General features: G+C 32.3%; 12 protein-coding genes. 5 read left to right on the top strand and 7 right to left on the bottom strand.

The features are described 5' to 3' along the window. The first annotated feature begins 26 nt into the window (after positions 1-26). From IFB02_RS12410 to IFB02_RS12400, 3 genes are all read left to right on the top strand, one after another. Positions 27-1517, top strand: coding sequence for a YfcC family protein (locus tag IFB02_RS12410; RefSeq protein WP_106688685.1), 1491 nt, complete (start codon positions 27-29; stop codon positions 1515-1517). 139 nt (positions 1518-1656) lie between these two features. Next, a complete protein-coding gene (locus tag IFB02_RS12405) occupies positions 1657-3834 on the top strand; it encodes an endonuclease MutS2 (protein WP_106688684.1) in 2178 nt (725 codons plus the stop codon). Positions 3835-3853: 19 nt separating this feature from the next. Then, entirely contained in the window at positions 3854-4270 is a 417-nt protein-coding gene (locus IFB02_RS12400) for a thiol-disulfide oxidoreductase DCC family protein (RefSeq protein ID WP_106688683.1), read from the top strand. Positions 4271-4623: 353 nt separating this feature from the next. On the opposite strand, the gene IFB02_RS12395 is transcribed toward IFB02_RS12400, so the two are convergent. The 6 genes from IFB02_RS12395 to aroC form a co-directional block, all read right to left on the bottom strand. Next, positions 4624-5781: a flavohemoglobin expression-modulating QEGLA motif protein gene (locus IFB02_RS12395; protein WP_106688682.1), complete on the bottom strand. Its 1158-nt coding sequence runs from the start codon at positions 5779-5781 to the stop codon at positions 4624-4626. 6 nt (positions 5782-5787) lie between these two features. Continuing rightward, the gene (locus IFB02_RS12390) at positions 5788-6615 is read right to left on the bottom strand and encodes an N-formylglutamate amidohydrolase (RefSeq protein ID WP_106688681.1); all 828 of its coding nucleotides are present in this window, start codon (positions 6613-6615) and stop codon (positions 5788-5790) included. Position 6616: 1 nt separating this feature from the next. Next, positions 6617-7765 (bottom strand): sulfurtransferase, encoded by a 1149-nt coding sequence (locus IFB02_RS12385; RefSeq protein WP_106688680.1) that lies wholly within the window; start codon positions 7763-7765, stop codon positions 6617-6619. 11 nt (positions 7766-7776) lie between these two features. Then, entirely contained in the window at positions 7777-8814 is a 1038-nt protein-coding gene (gene gshB, locus IFB02_RS12380) for a glutathione synthase (protein WP_106688679.1), read from the bottom strand. Positions 8815-8972: 158 nt separating this feature from the next. Next, positions 8973-10298 (bottom strand): dicarboxylate/amino acid:cation symporter, encoded by a 1326-nt coding sequence (locus IFB02_RS12375; protein WP_106688678.1) that lies wholly within the window; start codon positions 10296-10298, stop codon positions 8973-8975. Between the two features lie 79 nt (positions 10299-10377). Next, entirely contained in the window at positions 10378-11436 is a 1059-nt protein-coding gene (gene aroC, locus IFB02_RS12370) for a chorismate synthase (protein ID WP_106688677.1), read from the bottom strand. 177 nt (positions 11437-11613) lie between these two features. Here aroC and IFB02_RS12365 point away from each other — a divergent pair, with 177 nt between their 5' ends. Then, entirely contained in the window at positions 11614-12456 is an 843-nt protein-coding gene (locus IFB02_RS12365) for a UDP-2,3-diacylglucosamine diphosphatase (protein ID WP_106688676.1), read from the top strand. A gap of 58 nt (positions 12457-12514) precedes the next feature. Continuing rightward, complete coding sequence (locus IFB02_RS12360; RefSeq protein WP_106688675.1) at positions 12515-13351, top strand: hypothetical protein; 837 nt, start codon at positions 12515-12517, stop codon at positions 13349-13351. Here IFB02_RS12360 and IFB02_RS12355 read toward each other — a convergent pair. After that, a complete protein-coding gene (locus IFB02_RS12355; RefSeq protein WP_106688674.1) occupies positions 13343-16237 on the bottom strand; it encodes an FAD-binding and (Fe-S)-binding domain-containing protein in 2895 nt (964 codons plus the stop codon). The two genes, IFB02_RS12360 and IFB02_RS12355, sit on opposite strands and share 9 nt — an antisense overlap. Positions 16238-16299: the final 62 nt, after the last annotated feature.

Below are 16299 nucleotides of genomic sequence, written 5' to 3'. Positions count from 1 at the left end.
TTTAAAATTCACAGGATTTCAGCCTTATGAAAAAACTAAAATTCCCATCAGCACAAACCATTTTACTAATCATCGCAGGATTAGTCACTTTATTAACTTGGGTAATTCCGGCAGGAAAATACGAGACTTTAGGTTATAACAGCACAGACAATACCTTTACCAGAACAGGTATTACAACAACCGAAACCTTACCTGCAACACAAAAAACTTTAGAGGATTTAAACATAAAAATTCCGTTAGAAAAATTTACAAGTGGCGATATTTATAAACCTATAAATATCCCAAAAACCTATCATCAATTAGAAGCCAAGCCACAAGGGTTTTTCGATTTTGTAAAGTCGCCAATAAAGGGAATTATTGAAGCAGCAGATATCATTTTTTTGGTGCTAATTATTGGTGGACTAATTGGAATAATTAATAGTACTGGCGCTTTTGATGCTGGTATTGGTTGGCTAGCTAAAGTGTTAAAAGGTCGTGAATTTATACTTATTATTTTAGTTACTTTATTAGTTGCTACAGGAGGAACAACCTTTGGTTTTGCTGAAGAAACCATAGCCTTCTTCCCTATTTTAATCCCTGTGTTTTTAGCAGCACGTTACGACGCTATTGTTGGTATTGCGTGTATCTTTTTGGGTAGTGCTATTGGTACTATGTGTTCCACTGTTAATCCGTTTAGTGCCATTATTGCAAGTGATGCTGCTGGTATAAGTTGGACAACTGGAATTTGGGGACGATTATTTATGCTATTGGCTTGTTTAACTATTGCCTTAATTTATATTATTCGCTACGGTAAACGCGTACAAAACGATCCTACAAAATCGATAGTTTACGACCAACAACAACAAATAGCAGCACTGTTTAAACATGATAAAAAAGCGGTAAATTTTAATAGCAGGTTACGCCTATCTTTATTTGTATTTGCGTTGTGTTTTGTAATTATGATTTACGGCGTTGTCTTTTTAGAATGGTGGTTTATAGAAATGACAACCACATTTTTTGTTGGAGCAATTATTATAGGTGTTATTGCAAAAATTAAAGAAACCGACTTTATAGACACTTTTGTTAGAGGCGCAAGCGATTTATTAGGCGTTGCACTAATTATTGGTATTGCACGTGGCGTTACCGTAATTATGGCAGATGGATTAATAAGTGATACTTTATTGTATTACGCTAGTTCTGCAACAGAAGGCATGAATAAAGGTGTTTTTGCAAGTGCAATGACCGCCATTTACGCAGGATTATCCTTTTTTATTCCAAGTAGCTCTGGTATGGCTGTGTTGACTATGCCAATTATGTCTCCGTTAGCCGATAGCGTTGGTGTTGGAAGAGAAATTGTAGTGAATGCCTACCAATACGGTATGGGATTATTTTATATGATTAACCCAACAGGCTTGATTTTAGCCTCTTTAGCTGTGGTAAAAATAGGATTTGATAAATGGCTAAAATTTATCATGCCGCTTTTTATCATTTTAGTAGTCTTTACTTTGTTGGTTATGACGGTCTCTTGTTATATATAGTACATAGGTTTATCAACTTTTTAGATTCTAAACTTGTAAAAAAGTTAGAAATAAAATTAGTTAACAATTCCTTACCTTTGCAACGCTATAAAAGAATTAACCTAGCGTTGAAAGTTCTGCAAAAGCAGACAGGATAGACATGATAAACATTCATCAAAAAACATTACAAGATTTAGAGTTTGCAACCGTTTTAAACCAAGTTAGTGAGTATTGTATCACTGCTTTAGGTAATGAAGCTGCGCTTTCTATTTCGCCATACAAAGACAAAGAAACCTTACTGTTTTCGTTACAATTAACTAACGAGTATATTTCGTCTTTTTATAACGATAACCGTATACCAAATCACGGTTTTGACGCTATTACTAAAGAGTTAAAACTTCTAAAAATAGAAAACACCTTTTTAGAGCCACATAGTCTTAAAAAACTGGTGTCTATTTCGTTAACAAGTAACGATTTAATCAAATTTTTTAAAAAGTTTGAAACCTATTATCCAAAATTACAGCAGTTTAGCAATAAAATTGAGGTCACTACAGACATCATAGACAAAATAGACAGTGTAATTAACCGATTTAACGAGGTTAAAGACGATGCGTCACCAACCTTATACCAATTACGTCAACAAATAAACAAGTTAAAAGGTAAAATAAACTCTAGTTTTACCAGCGCTTTAAACCATTATCATAATTTAGAATATCTGGATGATATTAGAGAATCTGTAGTCGATAATAAGCGTGTTTTGGCAGTAAAAGCCATGTACAGACGTAAGGTTAAAGGCGCCATTATGGGTGGAAGTAAAACCGGAAGCATTGTTTATATTGAGCCAGAAACTACCTTACAACATACAAGAGAACTTAACAACTTACAATACGAAGAGAGCGAAGAAGTTGTACGTATACTAAAAGATGTAACCAATTACATTAGGTTTTATTTACCACTTTTAGAATTATACCAATCGTTTTTAACTAAAATAGATGTGATTTCGGCAAAAGCAAAATATGCCAAATCGATGAATGCGATTTTACCAGAAATCTCAGAAAATCGTGAGCTGTACTTGCGTGATGCCTTTCATCCACTACTTTATTTAAACAATTTAGAAAAAAAGGAAACAACGCATCCGCAAACTATCCAGCTAAAAGAAGATAGCCGCATTATAGTTATTTCTGGACCAAATGCTGGTGGAAAAAGTATTACCTTAAAAACCGTTGGTTTATTGCAGGTCATGTTGCAATCTGGATTATTAATTCCGGTGCACGAGCGTAGTAAAGTTTGTTTATTTGACCGTATTGTTAGCGATATTGGTGATAATCAATCTATTGAAAATCATTTAAGTACTTACAGTTATCGTTTAAAACAGATGAATTATTTCTTGAAGAAAATTAATAAGAACACACTGTTTTTAATAGATGAATTTGGTACAGGATCGGATCCAGAACTTGGTGGCGCGTTAGCCGAAACGTTTTTAGAAGAATTTTATGCCCGTAAAGCATTTGGAATCATCACAACGCATTATGCTAATTTAAAATTGTTAGCTAATGAAAAAGAAGAAATGATTAACGCCAACATGATGTTTAACGAGCGTACGTTAGAGCCAATGTACAAACTGGCATTAGGGCAAGCAGGAAGTAGTTTTACTTTTGAAGTTGCGCAAAAAAACGGAATTCCGTATAGTTTAATTAATCGCGCTAAAAAGAAGATAGAACGCAGTAAAGTACGTTTTGATGCAACCATTGCTAAACTTCAAAAAGAACGTGCAAAGCTTGAAAAAACAGGGGAAAACTTAAAGAAAAACGAAAAGAAAAAGCAATCTGAAGCTGATAAGTTAGAGGAAATTAATGCTAAAATTCAGAAAAAATTAGAAAGCTATCAAGAATTGTATGATAGCAATCAGCGTTTGATTTATTTAGGTCAAAAAGTAAATGATTTAGCCGAAGGTTACTTTAACAATAAGCGTAAACGCGAATTAATGGCAGAGTTATTTAAGCTTGTCCAAATTGAAAATTCTAAACGTAAAAAACAATCCGCCAAACAAGCAAAAGCCGAAAAAGCAAAACAACAACAAGTAAAACAAGAAGCAGAGAAAAAAGTGGAAGTGATTCGTAAGAAAAAGAAAGAAGCGAAGAAAAAAGAAGCCGAAAAACCTGCACCACCAAAACCAGTTTTAAAAGTTGGTGATCGCGTACGTATGGAAGACGGTAAAGCTGTTGGAAGTATTGATAGCATTGACGACAAAGGAAAAGCTATTGTTAACTACGGTATTTTTACAACCAATGTAAGTTTAAACCAGTTAGAATTGGTAGAAGCTGTGAAAAAACAGTAAACAATTATTAGTATTTAATTTGATTCAGTTACCAAAACATAAAAAATTAATCCTTTTTGATGGTGTTTGTAATCTTTGCAACAGCTCTGTGCAATTTGTAATAAAGCATGACAAAAAGAATAAGTTTATGTTTGCTCCTTTACAAGGTAAGGTTGGACAAGAGATCATTAGTAAATACAATATTGATACCGCAAAAACAGATTCAATTTTATTATATTCTGAAGACAAAGGACTTAAAGTGAAATCTACAGCAGCGTTATACATTGCTAAAGATTTAGGCTTTCCTTCTGCTCTACTTACTATTTTTTTAATTGTACCTGCTTTTATTAGACATTGGGTTTACGATTTTATTGCCAAAAACCGCTATAAATGGTACGGTAAAAAAGAAGCTTGTATGATTCCAACACCAGAATTGAAGAGCAAGTTTTTGGAGTAATATTGTTCTCGATACAATGCTCCATCGTCGCATCACTCGAACTGACGTTAATTTAAAATAAGTAGCGTCACTTTGAGTGTTTTTCGAAGTATGAGAAAAATGTATCGAGAAGTTATACTCATCTAAAGTATAAGTTCACTTAACCAATATTATACTTCACTAAATACACTTTTTACAGTTTATACTTTCAAATTAACTTAGCTATGAGGTTGATAAAGATCTCAAAGCATTACAGTTAGCTTAACCCTTACTTCTGTTAGTAAGGAACGAGTTAAGTTCTAAATAAAAGGCATGTCTAACCTATTATTTAGCTTAGTTTACTATGGACAGTGTAATGCTTTGAGATTTAACTACTACTTTAAACTATTTAAAATAAAATCGAAATTCTTATTTTTATTATCGTTAGTTAAATAGGCATCTGTGTAGTGAATAGATGGAATAGCTAAGCCTAATTCCTGCATTTTTAATATAACGTCTTTATATTCTAACGTGACTTTTCCAGTCAATAATACGTTTAAATCTTCTCCTGCTTTAGCATAATCATAAACCTTTTTTAAACCGGTTAAATACAAATGATCTTTTGTAAATCCGCCGCCACGATGTACGCGTAATGTTACGATAAAGGCTTTATCACGATTTAATTTATACTGATTGTGAAGTAAATCAAACGTATCTGAAAAATTATATCCTTTTGCTAAACTATCTGAAGCTATCACACGATACGCTAATTCTTTTAATCTGGTAATGGTTAAATTTCCAGACATATATTCAGAATACACAGCTAAACCTTCTTGGGTTTCCACATTATTAGGAAAACCGTTAGAAAACACTTTTAAAGGCTGTGATAATCCGTTAAACGTAGTTACCATGTGTACACCAATTTCGTGATTAGCTAACACTGCTAATTGATTTTTACTAAACTTATGATTACGACGTAACAGCAATGTTTTGGTATTGTTTTGCACCATTGCTGCTGCAGAAATGTTAGTCGATTTTTTTATTGTAAAATCAAAATCGTAACGTTTACGATAATCTTCAAAGTAAGCAATAGCATCATCTACGTTGTAAAGTGGTAATAAATCTTCTTCAAAATCGCTATCGTCAAAACGCAGGATAAACTTTGCGTTTTCAATATCTCTTTCGGTTGGTGTCCCAAAACTTTTTAAACTATTAAAATAGAATTTTCGTCCTTGACCAATGGTTTCAATACATTCTATTAATCCAGAATATTCGTAAATAATGTCTTTATAGAGCTCACGAATACTTTCGTCTTTTATACGTTCTAAACGTTGAGAAAAGAATAAACGATGCAATTTGTAGCCATTAAACCTAATTTTTGGATACTTAAATTGAGGCTCGTAATTGTATTTAGAAGAATAGAATTGTTTTTTCTCGCTTTCAATATTTAACGGATTGATGTAATTAAGTAATTCAATCTTTTTGACTAATCGGTTAAGATTTGAGTCTATATCAAATAAGTTTTGGTATTTTTCTTCTAAAGTAGGTGTCATTTTTAATTATTTGTGGGTTTGGTAAAAGGCATTTGCATGCGTTACCAATCTAGTTTTTAACTGCTCTTCTACTGCTGCAACAACTTCTGGATACATAATGTATTCATATTCATCACAATAGACTTTAGCAATTTCGGTTGCCAAAACTAAGGTATTTTGAAAATTTTGAGTAATAAATTTTAAGAAATATCCATTACCCTGAAAGGTATCGTTAACTTTTGATGTGCTTTTAATTCCGTTAGGTAATTCTAGCTCGCTTAGGCTTTGACGCCAAGTTTCGACATCATTTCCAAAACGGTTATTATCTATATTTGAAGTACCTAAATTCCAAGTTGGTACTTCTCTATCCCAACGTTTCCAATTATAACTATGCATATCGTAAACCACGCAAACACCAAATTTGGTTTCAATTTTATTAATTAAAGCGTGTACCACTTTATAAAAGTTGGCGTGTTTTTGAAGCGATTTTTCTTTTTGAGCTTCTGGTAATGGATTTTTCCATAATTGTTTTCCCCAAGCGTCTATATATATAGCAGTATCTGGCGCACGATTTAAATCGTATTCAAAACGCGAATCCATTCCTGCAATAACTATTGGATGCGATGCAACCATGTTTTTAGTTTCTGGATCTTCTTCGTACCAACGCTCATATTCGGTATGCAAGCAATTGTCCCAAAGTTCTTTTCTAAATTGATGTCCGTCATGTACTGCGCCACAAACGTAATGCACATAACTGTCTATTTTTAAAGTGAACGAATAGTCTTCTGCAACTGCATGAAAACACTCTTCATTTTCAATTTTTGAAATAATTTGAGAAATACATAACCTTTGCATTTTACAGTAAAATCTTTTTTAATTGGTTGTAAGCTGTTTGCTCCATTACATCCATATCACCATCGGCAAACGCCATTAACTTTATATCTGCAAACAAATCTGCTAAATCATTACGGTAATAATCGTGTGATTTTACAGCTTCGATAATATTTTGAATACTTTGATAATCATTGTCTTCTTCAAATTTTTCTTCAACACGTTTGTAGATAGTTTTATCTACTCTAGAAAGGATATATTCTTTTTCTTTTCGAGTTTCTTCTAAATCAGAATGCGCTATAAAAATTAAAATATAGGCTAACAATTCTTCTTTAGCCCATTGTTTTGGATTATTCATATCTCCTGTTGTTAAAGTTCCGTATTCTGTCCACGAACCATCGTAAACACTATTATTATATGCTGAAATCGTTGCAGCTAAACTTAAAATTGAAGCTGTAATACCAGAGCCACAACTAAATACTAAATGCTGATTGTTATCTGCTAAATTTTTAAAAGTTGAAACGATGTGTTCCTTTTGCTGAAATTTATGTCCGTTTAACACCTGTTGATACGGTAAATTAACCGAATTTGGTATTTGTCCAGAACGTAAACCTTGTCTTGGCTCTGGCACGCGACACATAAACCGATCGTTAGATCGTGCATCGATAATTTTGAAATTTGGGTCTTTATTTATGGCGTCTAAAGATTCAAAATACACCACGTTATTTGGATTGTATTTAGCAGTGAAATTTCCTAATGGATAATGCTTTTCTGATTTTATTTCAGTTGAAAATTGATTTGAATTCCATTCAGGAAATCCACCATCTAAAACAGCTACATTATTATGACCAAAAGTTTTGAAAAGCCACCAAGCGCGCGGACTAGAATACACGCCAATTTCATCATAAACAACAATGAAACTATCTTGATTTACACCTAGTTTTTGAGCTTCAGATTGAAATTGAATTTCAGAAGGAATTGTATTTGGAAATTCTGCTGAAACATCGCTAAACGCTTTTTTTATATCAAAAAAACGAGCGTTTGGGATTTGGTACGTTTCAGCTTTAAAATCGCCAGAAATTTTAGGTATTGTTGCATTTAAAACTACAACTTTTGGATGATTTAAATGGTTATTTAACCAATCTACAGAAACTATATTATCAAAACCTTCCATAGCTATTTAGATTATGCTTCGTCTACTCTTTTACGTAATCTAGAACGTCTGTTAAAAGCTTCTAAATTATCTAAAACCTTACTTTCTAAAAAGTCGATTACTTTTTCTTCAACTTTTCGTTTGTTTTTGTAAACTTTATTGATGTAAGTAATTCCGCCAGGTGACATCACATTAACTTCTACTAATTTACCGCCAATCACGTCTATTCCTACAAAATATAAACCATCTTTAACCAGTTTTGGACCAATTTGTTTACATAAAGCTTTTTCGGCTTTAGTTAGCGTATGTTTTTGTACGCTTCCACCTGCAGATACATTTGATCTGTGATCATCGCTTCCAGGAACACGTTTCATTGCGCCAACAGCTTCACCATTCAGCATTAAAATTCTAACATCACCTTGATCAGCACCTTCAATATAATCTTGTAAAATCACGTAGTTGGATGTACCATCTTTTCCGCTGATATAAAAATCTAATAAAGAGTTAATATTACTCATTGCAGATTTTTCGATTAAAATCACACCAGATCCACCAAAACCGTTTAATGGTTTTAAAATCATCTTATCTGATTTACTGTTTTTAATCTGCTGAATTAAATATTTTTTATTTTTAGATACGTGCGTATTAGGAATAATGTTACTATGCGCATCACCAAAAGCTGCTGTGTAAAGCTTGTTGTTTGCTTCTCGCATACCTTCTAAAGAATTGATGATAAACACATCATCTTTAACCGAATCTAAAAAGTTAAGCATAATTGGATCAAGTGGCGGATTTGCTCTAAAGAAAATAGCATCAAAACCAGCAAGCGGCAGCATTTCTTCCCTTAATTCTGCTTTTTTATAAAAAGATTTTAATGACGTCGGCACTTTATCCATACGACCAACTACAGTACAAAACGCGCTAGTAACACTATCTCTTATAGTTAAATTAGCTGGTGTACACATGGCAACACCATGATTACGTTTAGCACATTCTTTAATAAGTGCAAGACTTGTGTCATTTTCTGGATCTATTTGATCCCAAGGATACATAATGAAACAAACATTCATTGTTTAATATTTTGGTTGGTTAGATGATTAAAATTATTAAAAAATATTAATGTTAAAAATAATTTGATGATAAATAAATTAGGTACTATTAATTAAGTAGATCCTTCGACTTCGCTCAGGATAAGCGATTCACAAAGTTTATAAAACTTGTTCTCTGCTTATTTTACTTTATCATAATTATCATCCCATTCTTTTGGATGTGGATCGTGCAACTTATCTAAAGACTTTGCAACGAGCATAGATACTGTAGCATCACCTGTTACATTAACAACAGTACGACACATATCTAAAGGTCTATCTACTGCAAATATTAATGCTAATCCGATAGGCAATAATTCTGCCGGAAAACCAATAGACTCTAACACTATTACTAACATTACCATACCAGCACTTGGTACAGCAGCACTACCAATAGAGGCTAATAAAGCTGTTAAAATAATAACGATTTGATTGGTAAAAGTTAATCCTTCTGGCCAGATAACTTGCATAATAAATACAGCAGCAATACCTTGATATAAACTTGTTCCATCCATATTTACAGTTGCACCAACAGGTAATACAAATCCAGACACTTCTTTATCTACACCAAGATGCTCTTCTACACGTTCCATAGTAACGGGTAATGTTGCAGCACTACTTGAGGTTGAAAAGGCTAATAATTGTGCTGGACTAAGCTGTTTTAAAAACCATAAAGGCGATTTTTTTGTGTAAAAGCTAACTAATACTAAATAAAAACAAATCATTAAAATTAAACCACCAACAACGCATAACGCATAGTATAAAAGTTTTAAAAGAATCTCTGTATCATCAAATGCAATGATTACGTTTGCCATTAATGCAAATACAGCATAAGGAGCAAAAAGCATAATCAAATCGACCATTTTCATGATGACTTCATTAAGTGAGTCGAAAAAATCTACCATTGGTTTGGCTTTTTTCTCTCCAATCAACAACAGGCAAATACCAACAAAAAGCGCAAAAAATATGACTTGCAGCATTGAAGCATCTGCAAAAGACTGAAATATATTACTTGGGAAAATATCTACTAACGGTTGTAATGGACCAGCATCTTTAGTTGCATTGGCTTTATTTAATTTATCGACTACACCAGCATCATTTTCATATTTCATTTTAATTTTTTCGATGGTATCTTTAGGCATACCAGTTCCTGGTTTAACAACATTTACAATACTTAAACCAATAACGATTGCAACTAAAGTTGTAGCAATGTAAATACCAATGGTACGTAAGCCCATTTTTTTAATTTTTGAAATGTCTTTTAAATCAGATACACCTTTAATTAATGACGCTAAGATTAAAGGAACAGCAATTAACTTTAAAAGATTTATAAATATTTTACCAAAAGGCGCTATCCAATTTGAGGTGAACAGTTTACCGCCATCTACGGAATTCATTATAAAACCAAAAACGATTCCTAATACCATTCCTATAATAATCTTCCAGTGTAATGCTAGTTTCTTCATAAAATGTATTTCATTCTTGCTTAAACAAGATTTAATTAGTTAGTTATTTAAGGGATTTCCGCCAACGCAGAAATGACAATTAATAAATTTTATTTATCAAAAAATAATCAGCTAAAACCAATGCAGCCATAGCTTCTACAATAGGTACAGCACGTGGTACAACACAAGGATCATGTCTTCCTTTACCTTGCATTTCGACCTCGTTTCCATCTTTGTTTATAGTGGTTTGATTTTGCATAATGGTTGCAACTGGTTTAAAAGCAACTCTAAAATAAATGTCCATTCCGTTACTTATTCCACCTTGAATTCCGCCAGAAAGATTGGTTTTTGTGCTACCATCAATATTAAATTGGTCGTTGTGTTCACTACCTTTCATTTTAGCGCCACAAAATCCGCTACCATATTCAAAACCTTTTACGGCATTAATAGATAGCATTGCTTTGCCTAATTCGGCATGTAGTTTATCAAAAACAGGCTCTCCTAAACCAATTGGCACATTTTTTAAAACACAAGTTATTGTTCCGCCAATGGTATCACCTTCCTTTCTAATTTGCTTGATTTTTTCAATCATTTTATCAGCATATTCTTGATCAGGACAACGTACGATATTAGATTCTACTTTAGAAAAATCTAAATCTTGGTACGGTTTTTCAAGAAAAATATCGCCAACAGAAGATGTATAAGCATGTATTTGTATAGAATCAAGCATTTGCTTTGCGATTGCGCCAGCAACTACACGACTTGCAGTTTCGCGTGCACTACTACGTCCGCCACCACGATAATCACGAAAACCATATTTTTTATCGTAAACATAGTCTGCGTGACTTGGTCTATAGGCATCTTTTATGTGTGAATAGTCTTTAGATTTTTGATTGGCGTTTTCAATAACAAAACCAATTGGTGTTCCTGTAGTTACACCTTCAAAAATTCCTGATAAAAATTTAACTTCATCTGGTTCTTTACGTTGAGTTACAATCGCAGATTGACCAGGTTTACGACGATTCATTTCATCTTGAACAGCTTGAAAATCAATCTTAATTCCTGGAGGACAACCATCTATAATTCCTCCTATTGCTTCACCATGAGATTCTCCAAAAGTGGTAAGTTTAAATAAATTACCAAAGCTATTTCCTGCCATAAATACAATTATTTTACGCTAATGTAATCATAATAAATGCTGAAACAAAACACGAAATACCAATCCTATTCTAATTTGGTAATAATTACTTAACAATATACTGATATTTAAATAATTGTCTATTGATATTGAATTAACAATCAATACTAATATTTGTAGCGTCTAAATTGTATAGTGTTGAAAATTAAAAGAAAAGTAGAAATTGTTGTAATCTCTGATGTGCATCTTGGCACTTACGGTTGTCATGCTAAGCAACTACTTACCTATTTGAACAGCATAGAACCAAAACATCTTATTTTAAACGGTGATATTATTGATGTTTGGCAATTTAGCAAGCGGTATTTCCCTAAATCACATATGCAAGTACTAAAAAAAATAGTCGCTTTTGCAGCAAAAGGCACTAAGGTTACTTACATTACTGGAAACCATGACGAAATGCTTAGAAAATTTACAGACACTGAAATTGGCAATATTTCTATTGTTAATAAATTGGTTTTAGAATTAGATGATAAAAAAGCGTGGATTTTTCATGGTGATGTTTTTGATGCATCTATCCAAAATGCCAAATGGTTAGCAAAACTTGGTGGTTATGGTTACGACCTACTAATTTTGATAAATAGATTTACAAATTGGATGTTAGTAAACCTTGGTAAAGAGCGTTATTCTTTATCAAAACGCATAAAAAACAGTGTAAAAACAGCTATTAAATATATTAGTAATTTTGAAAAAACTGCTACAGATCTTGCTATAGAAAATGGGTATAACTATGTAATTTGTGGTCATATTCATCAACCAAAAAATGAAATTGTAGAAACCAAAAAAGGAAAAACGCATTATCTAAATTCTGGTGATTGGGTAGAAAATTTTACCGCTTTAGAATATCAGTTTAAACGTTGGAAATTATACAAATACAGCGAAGATAAACTCTCTGCGTTTTATGCAGATGAAGATATAAAAGAAATGACAGAAGCCGAATTAATTGCAGCAATTACGGTAATGAAACCCTTTAAAAACAAATAATTAGTAATATAATTTTTAGGTTTAATAAGTTTATTTTACTTTGTGAAAAACAAATCTTATGAAATTTTTAAAACCTACGACTCTATTACTATTTTGTTTATTATTATGGAATTGCTCTGAAGATGACACTTCTTCTGAAGACACGCCAAACGAAACTTTTACCGGAAACTTCTTTCCTCTAACGACTAATAATGAATGGAGATACGAAGTAAACAACACAGATAACGATACAAACACAACTGAAACTAATGAAGATGTTTTAACTGTTGAAAGTGAATCTTCTAACGGATTTACTTTAACAGCTAACGATGGTACAGTTGCATATGGTACCATGTCTAATATTTTAACAACTGGCGAATTAACTCGAACAGAAACCACGCTTGCAACTAACGGAAGTTTAAGCTTACCAATAAATGGTTTAGATTTTTCTATAGATTTTAATAATGCTTTGCTGTATGATACACAAGCAAGTTTAAATACTGAGTTATCTTCACAAACCGATAGCTTTACACAGGATTTACAAGGTTTTCCAATTACTATAACTTACGAATTAACTAGTACACAATTAGAAAACTTAAATAATTTATCTGTATTAAACACTAATTACGATACTGTAACTTCTGCTAATATTACTTTAAGATTATCTGTTAGTACAACAGTTACTGTTGGCGGATTTTCACAAACATTAAGTTTAATAGATATGCAAGATGTTATGTCTGTAGATGCATTTTACGCAAAAAATGTAGGACTTATAAGTGCAGATGCCCAAATTGGTTATACTTTAAACGCTAACACTTTAACTCTTTTAGAATTAGCTGGTATAGAATTAACTAATTTACCAACAAGTATGTCTGTTACAAACACACAAGAGTTAACAACATACACGTTACAATAAAGCCTCTTTTAATATAGAAATTGGATGGAATGCAGTTCGCTGTGTTCCATCTTTTATTTGATGCCTACAGCTAGTACCATTAGCACTAATCACTGTATTTTTATCGGCTTTTCTTATAGCTGGAAATAAAGTTTGCTCGCCTACTTTCATACTAATATCAAAGTGTTCTTTTTCGTAGCCAAAACTTCCTGCCATACCACAACAACCACTTGGTATGATTGTAACTTTATAATTTTTTGGAAGGTTTAAAACGTTAAAACTATGTATTTGATTAGACAATGCTTTTTGATGGCAATGTCCATGAAATTTAATAGTTTTTTCTTCAAGTGTGAATTGATCTGAAGTGATATTTCCAATAGCAATTTCATTACTAATAAATTCTTCAATTAAGAAGGTGTGTTTAGCAATTTGTTCTGCTGAAATTTTATCATCTACCAATCTTGGATATTCATCTTTAAACGTTAGAATTGCTGAAGGTTCTATACCTATTAACGGTGTGTTTTCATTAATTAACTTTTTAAAAATTTCAACATTTTTATCTGCTACAGTTTTTGCTTGATCCAATAATCCTTTGGATAAAAACGAACGACCAGATTCGGTATGATTTACAATTTCAACTTGATAATTTAATGCGCTTAAAAGTGTTATTGCGTCCTGACCTATTTGGCTATCTAGTTGATTAGTAAATTCATCATTAAACAAATATATTTTTTTAATTGAATTGCTGTTAATTAACTGATTTTTAGCACTTTGATAGTAACCATCTAAACTAACACTTGATAATAAGGGTAAACTTCTTCGAGAAGCAACACCAAAACTTTTTTTGATTAATGAAGACGACATTTTATTAGAAAACATAAAATTAGTCACACCTTTAAAACGTCTTCCAAACACATTTAATTGATTGTTGTAAGCAAACAATTTGGTGCGCCAACTAATACCATTTTCTTTTTGATATTGGTATAAAAACTCGGCTTTTAAACTTGTAACATCTACACTACTTGGACATTCACTAGCACAAGCTTTACAGCTTAGACATAAATCAAATACATCTTTTAGTTCTTTATGATTGAATTTATTTTCTTGATCTGAAGTTGTTAAAAACTCACGCAACGCATTAGCTCTAGCTCTTGTGGTATCTTTTTCGTTTTTTGTAGCCCTGTAACTTGGACACATTGTACCACCAAATTCAGGCAATTTTCTACAATCTCCTGATCCGTTGCATTTTTCAGCTTCGCGTAAAATGCCTAAAGACTTAGAGAAATCAAGCTTGGTTTTAATGTTAGGTTCTACTCTATCAGGTTGATAGCGTAAGTTTTTATCCATTGGTAAAGCATCTACAATTTTACCAGGATTAAAAATATTTTCTGGATCAAAAGTGTACTTTATTTGCTTAAGCGTTTGGTAGTTTTTGTTACCTATCATTAACTCGATAAATTCAGCTCGTACAATTCCATCACCATGTTCGCCACTAAAAGATCCATTATATTGTTTAACTAATTTAGCAACATCGGTTGTGATTTGCCTAAATAATTTGACGTCTTCAGATTGTTTTAAATCTAAAATTGGACGTAGATGAAGCTCGCCAGCACCAGCATGCGCATAATACACTGCATTTTGGTTGTAACGCTTCATTAATGCAGTAAATTCATTAATGTAATTGGCTAAATCATCAATAGTTACAGCTGTATCTTCAATACATGCAACCGCTTTTTTATCACCAACAATATTACCCAACAAACCTAACCCAGCACTTCTTAAGTTATTAGCTTTATCAATATCATCTTCTATTAAAACAGGATTAGCGTAGCTTAAATTGTGTTTTTCAATATCAGTTATTAAAGCATTTGCTTTGTTTTTGGTATCGATTAATGTGTTTGCTCTAACTTCACACATTAAAATCGCCATAGGATTACCTGTTATAAAATATCTGTTTTCTTGTTGTGTTTTGTTTGCTTTTGTGCAATCCAAAATGGTTTTATCCATCATTTCGCAATTAAACAAATCGTGCTGCATTGCAGGTTTTACTGCTTTTAAACAATCTTCAATAGTTTTAAAATGCATGGCTACCATAACGCGATGTTTTGGTGGTAAAGCATCTAGTTGCAAAGTAATTTCGGTAGTAAAGGCTAATGTACCTTCGCTTCCTGATAATAATTTAGCGACGTTAATAGCCTCTTTTTCTATTAATTCGTCAATTGCATATCCAGTGTTTCTTCTATGAATTTCGGGTTTTGGAAAGTTGTTTTTTATTTCGTTTACGGTTTCTTCTGAAGAAATAATTTCATCTAAAACCTTATAAATATTGGCTTCTAAAGTGTTTTCTGATTTTAATTGCTGAATTTCTGTTTTAGTTTTTGAATTAAAAACAGCTTCAGTTCCATCACTTAAAATGGTTTTTAACTGAATAACTTTATCTCTGGTCACACCATATTTAATAGACGTTGTTCCGGACGAGTTGTTACCAACCATTCCGCCAATCATACAGCGATTAGACGTAGATGTATTTGGACCAAAAAATAATCCAAACGGTTTTAAATAGTTATTTAATTGATCACGAACAACGCCTGGTTGAACTGTCACAGTTTTAGAAACGACATCTAAATTTAAAATTTTTGTAAAATATTTAGACACATCTACAACTATACCGTCACCAACACATTGACCTGCTAAAGACGTACCTGCAGTACGAGGTATTAAAGACGTATTATTGGTCTTAGCAAAATCTATTAGCGTTTTTATATCGTTTATGGTCTTTGGATAAGAAACTGCAAGTGGCAACATTTTATAAACAGATGCATCTGTAGCATAAATTTTTCTTAATAAAATGTCAAAATGAAGTTCGCCTTCTAGTAAAGTTGAAAGTTGAGAAAGCTTAGATTTCATAATAGATAAGACGGATTTATATCTTCAAATTTAAGATTTGTTAACCAATATTAACAAGCATT

Origin of the sequence: Mesoflavibacter profundi (genome assembly GCF_014764305.1) — a bacterium.
Taxonomy (GTDB): domain Bacteria; phylum Bacteroidota; class Bacteroidia; order Flavobacteriales; family Flavobacteriaceae; genus Mesoflavibacter; species Mesoflavibacter profundi.
The sequence above is the reverse complement of the archived record's forward strand: the minus strand, read 5'-3'. Positions and strand labels throughout refer to the sequence as shown.

What these genes read in the sequence shown, in the direction of transcription:
- IFB02_RS12360 (WP_106688675.1), top strand. Translation starts at nt 12,515, where the DNA reads ATGAAATTTTTAAAACCTACGACTCTATTACTATTTTGTTTATTATTA.
- IFB02_RS12375 (WP_106688678.1), bottom strand. Translation starts at nt 10,298, where the DNA reads ATGAAGAAACTAGCATTACACTGGAAGATTATTATAGGAATGGTATTA.
- IFB02_RS12390 (WP_106688681.1), bottom strand. Translation starts at nt 6,615, where the DNA reads ATGCAAAGGTTATGTATTTCTCAAATTATTTCAAAAATTGAAAATGAA.
- aroC (WP_106688677.1), bottom strand. Translation starts at nt 11,436, where the DNA reads ATGGCAGGAAATAGCTTTGGTAATTTATTTAAACTTACCACTTTTGGA.
- IFB02_RS12405 (WP_106688684.1), top strand. Translation starts at nt 1,657, where the DNA reads ATGATAAACATTCATCAAAAAACATTACAAGATTTAGAGTTTGCAACC.
- IFB02_RS12355 (WP_106688674.1), bottom strand. Translation starts at nt 16,237, where the DNA reads ATGAAATCTAAGCTTTCTCAACTTTCAACTTTACTAGAAGGCGAACTT.
- IFB02_RS12410 (WP_106688685.1), top strand. Translation starts at nt 27, where the DNA reads ATGAAAAAACTAAAATTCCCATCAGCACAAACCATTTTACTAATCATC.
- IFB02_RS12395 (WP_106688682.1), bottom strand. Translation starts at nt 5,781, where the DNA reads ATGACACCTACTTTAGAAGAAAAATACCAAAACTTATTTGATATAGAC.
- IFB02_RS12385 (WP_106688680.1), bottom strand. Translation starts at nt 7,765, where the DNA reads ATGGAAGGTTTTGATAATATAGTTTCTGTAGATTGGTTAAATAACCAT.
- gshB (WP_106688679.1), bottom strand. Translation starts at nt 8,814, where the DNA reads ATGAATGTTTGTTTCATTATGTATCCTTGGGATCAAATAGATCCAGAA.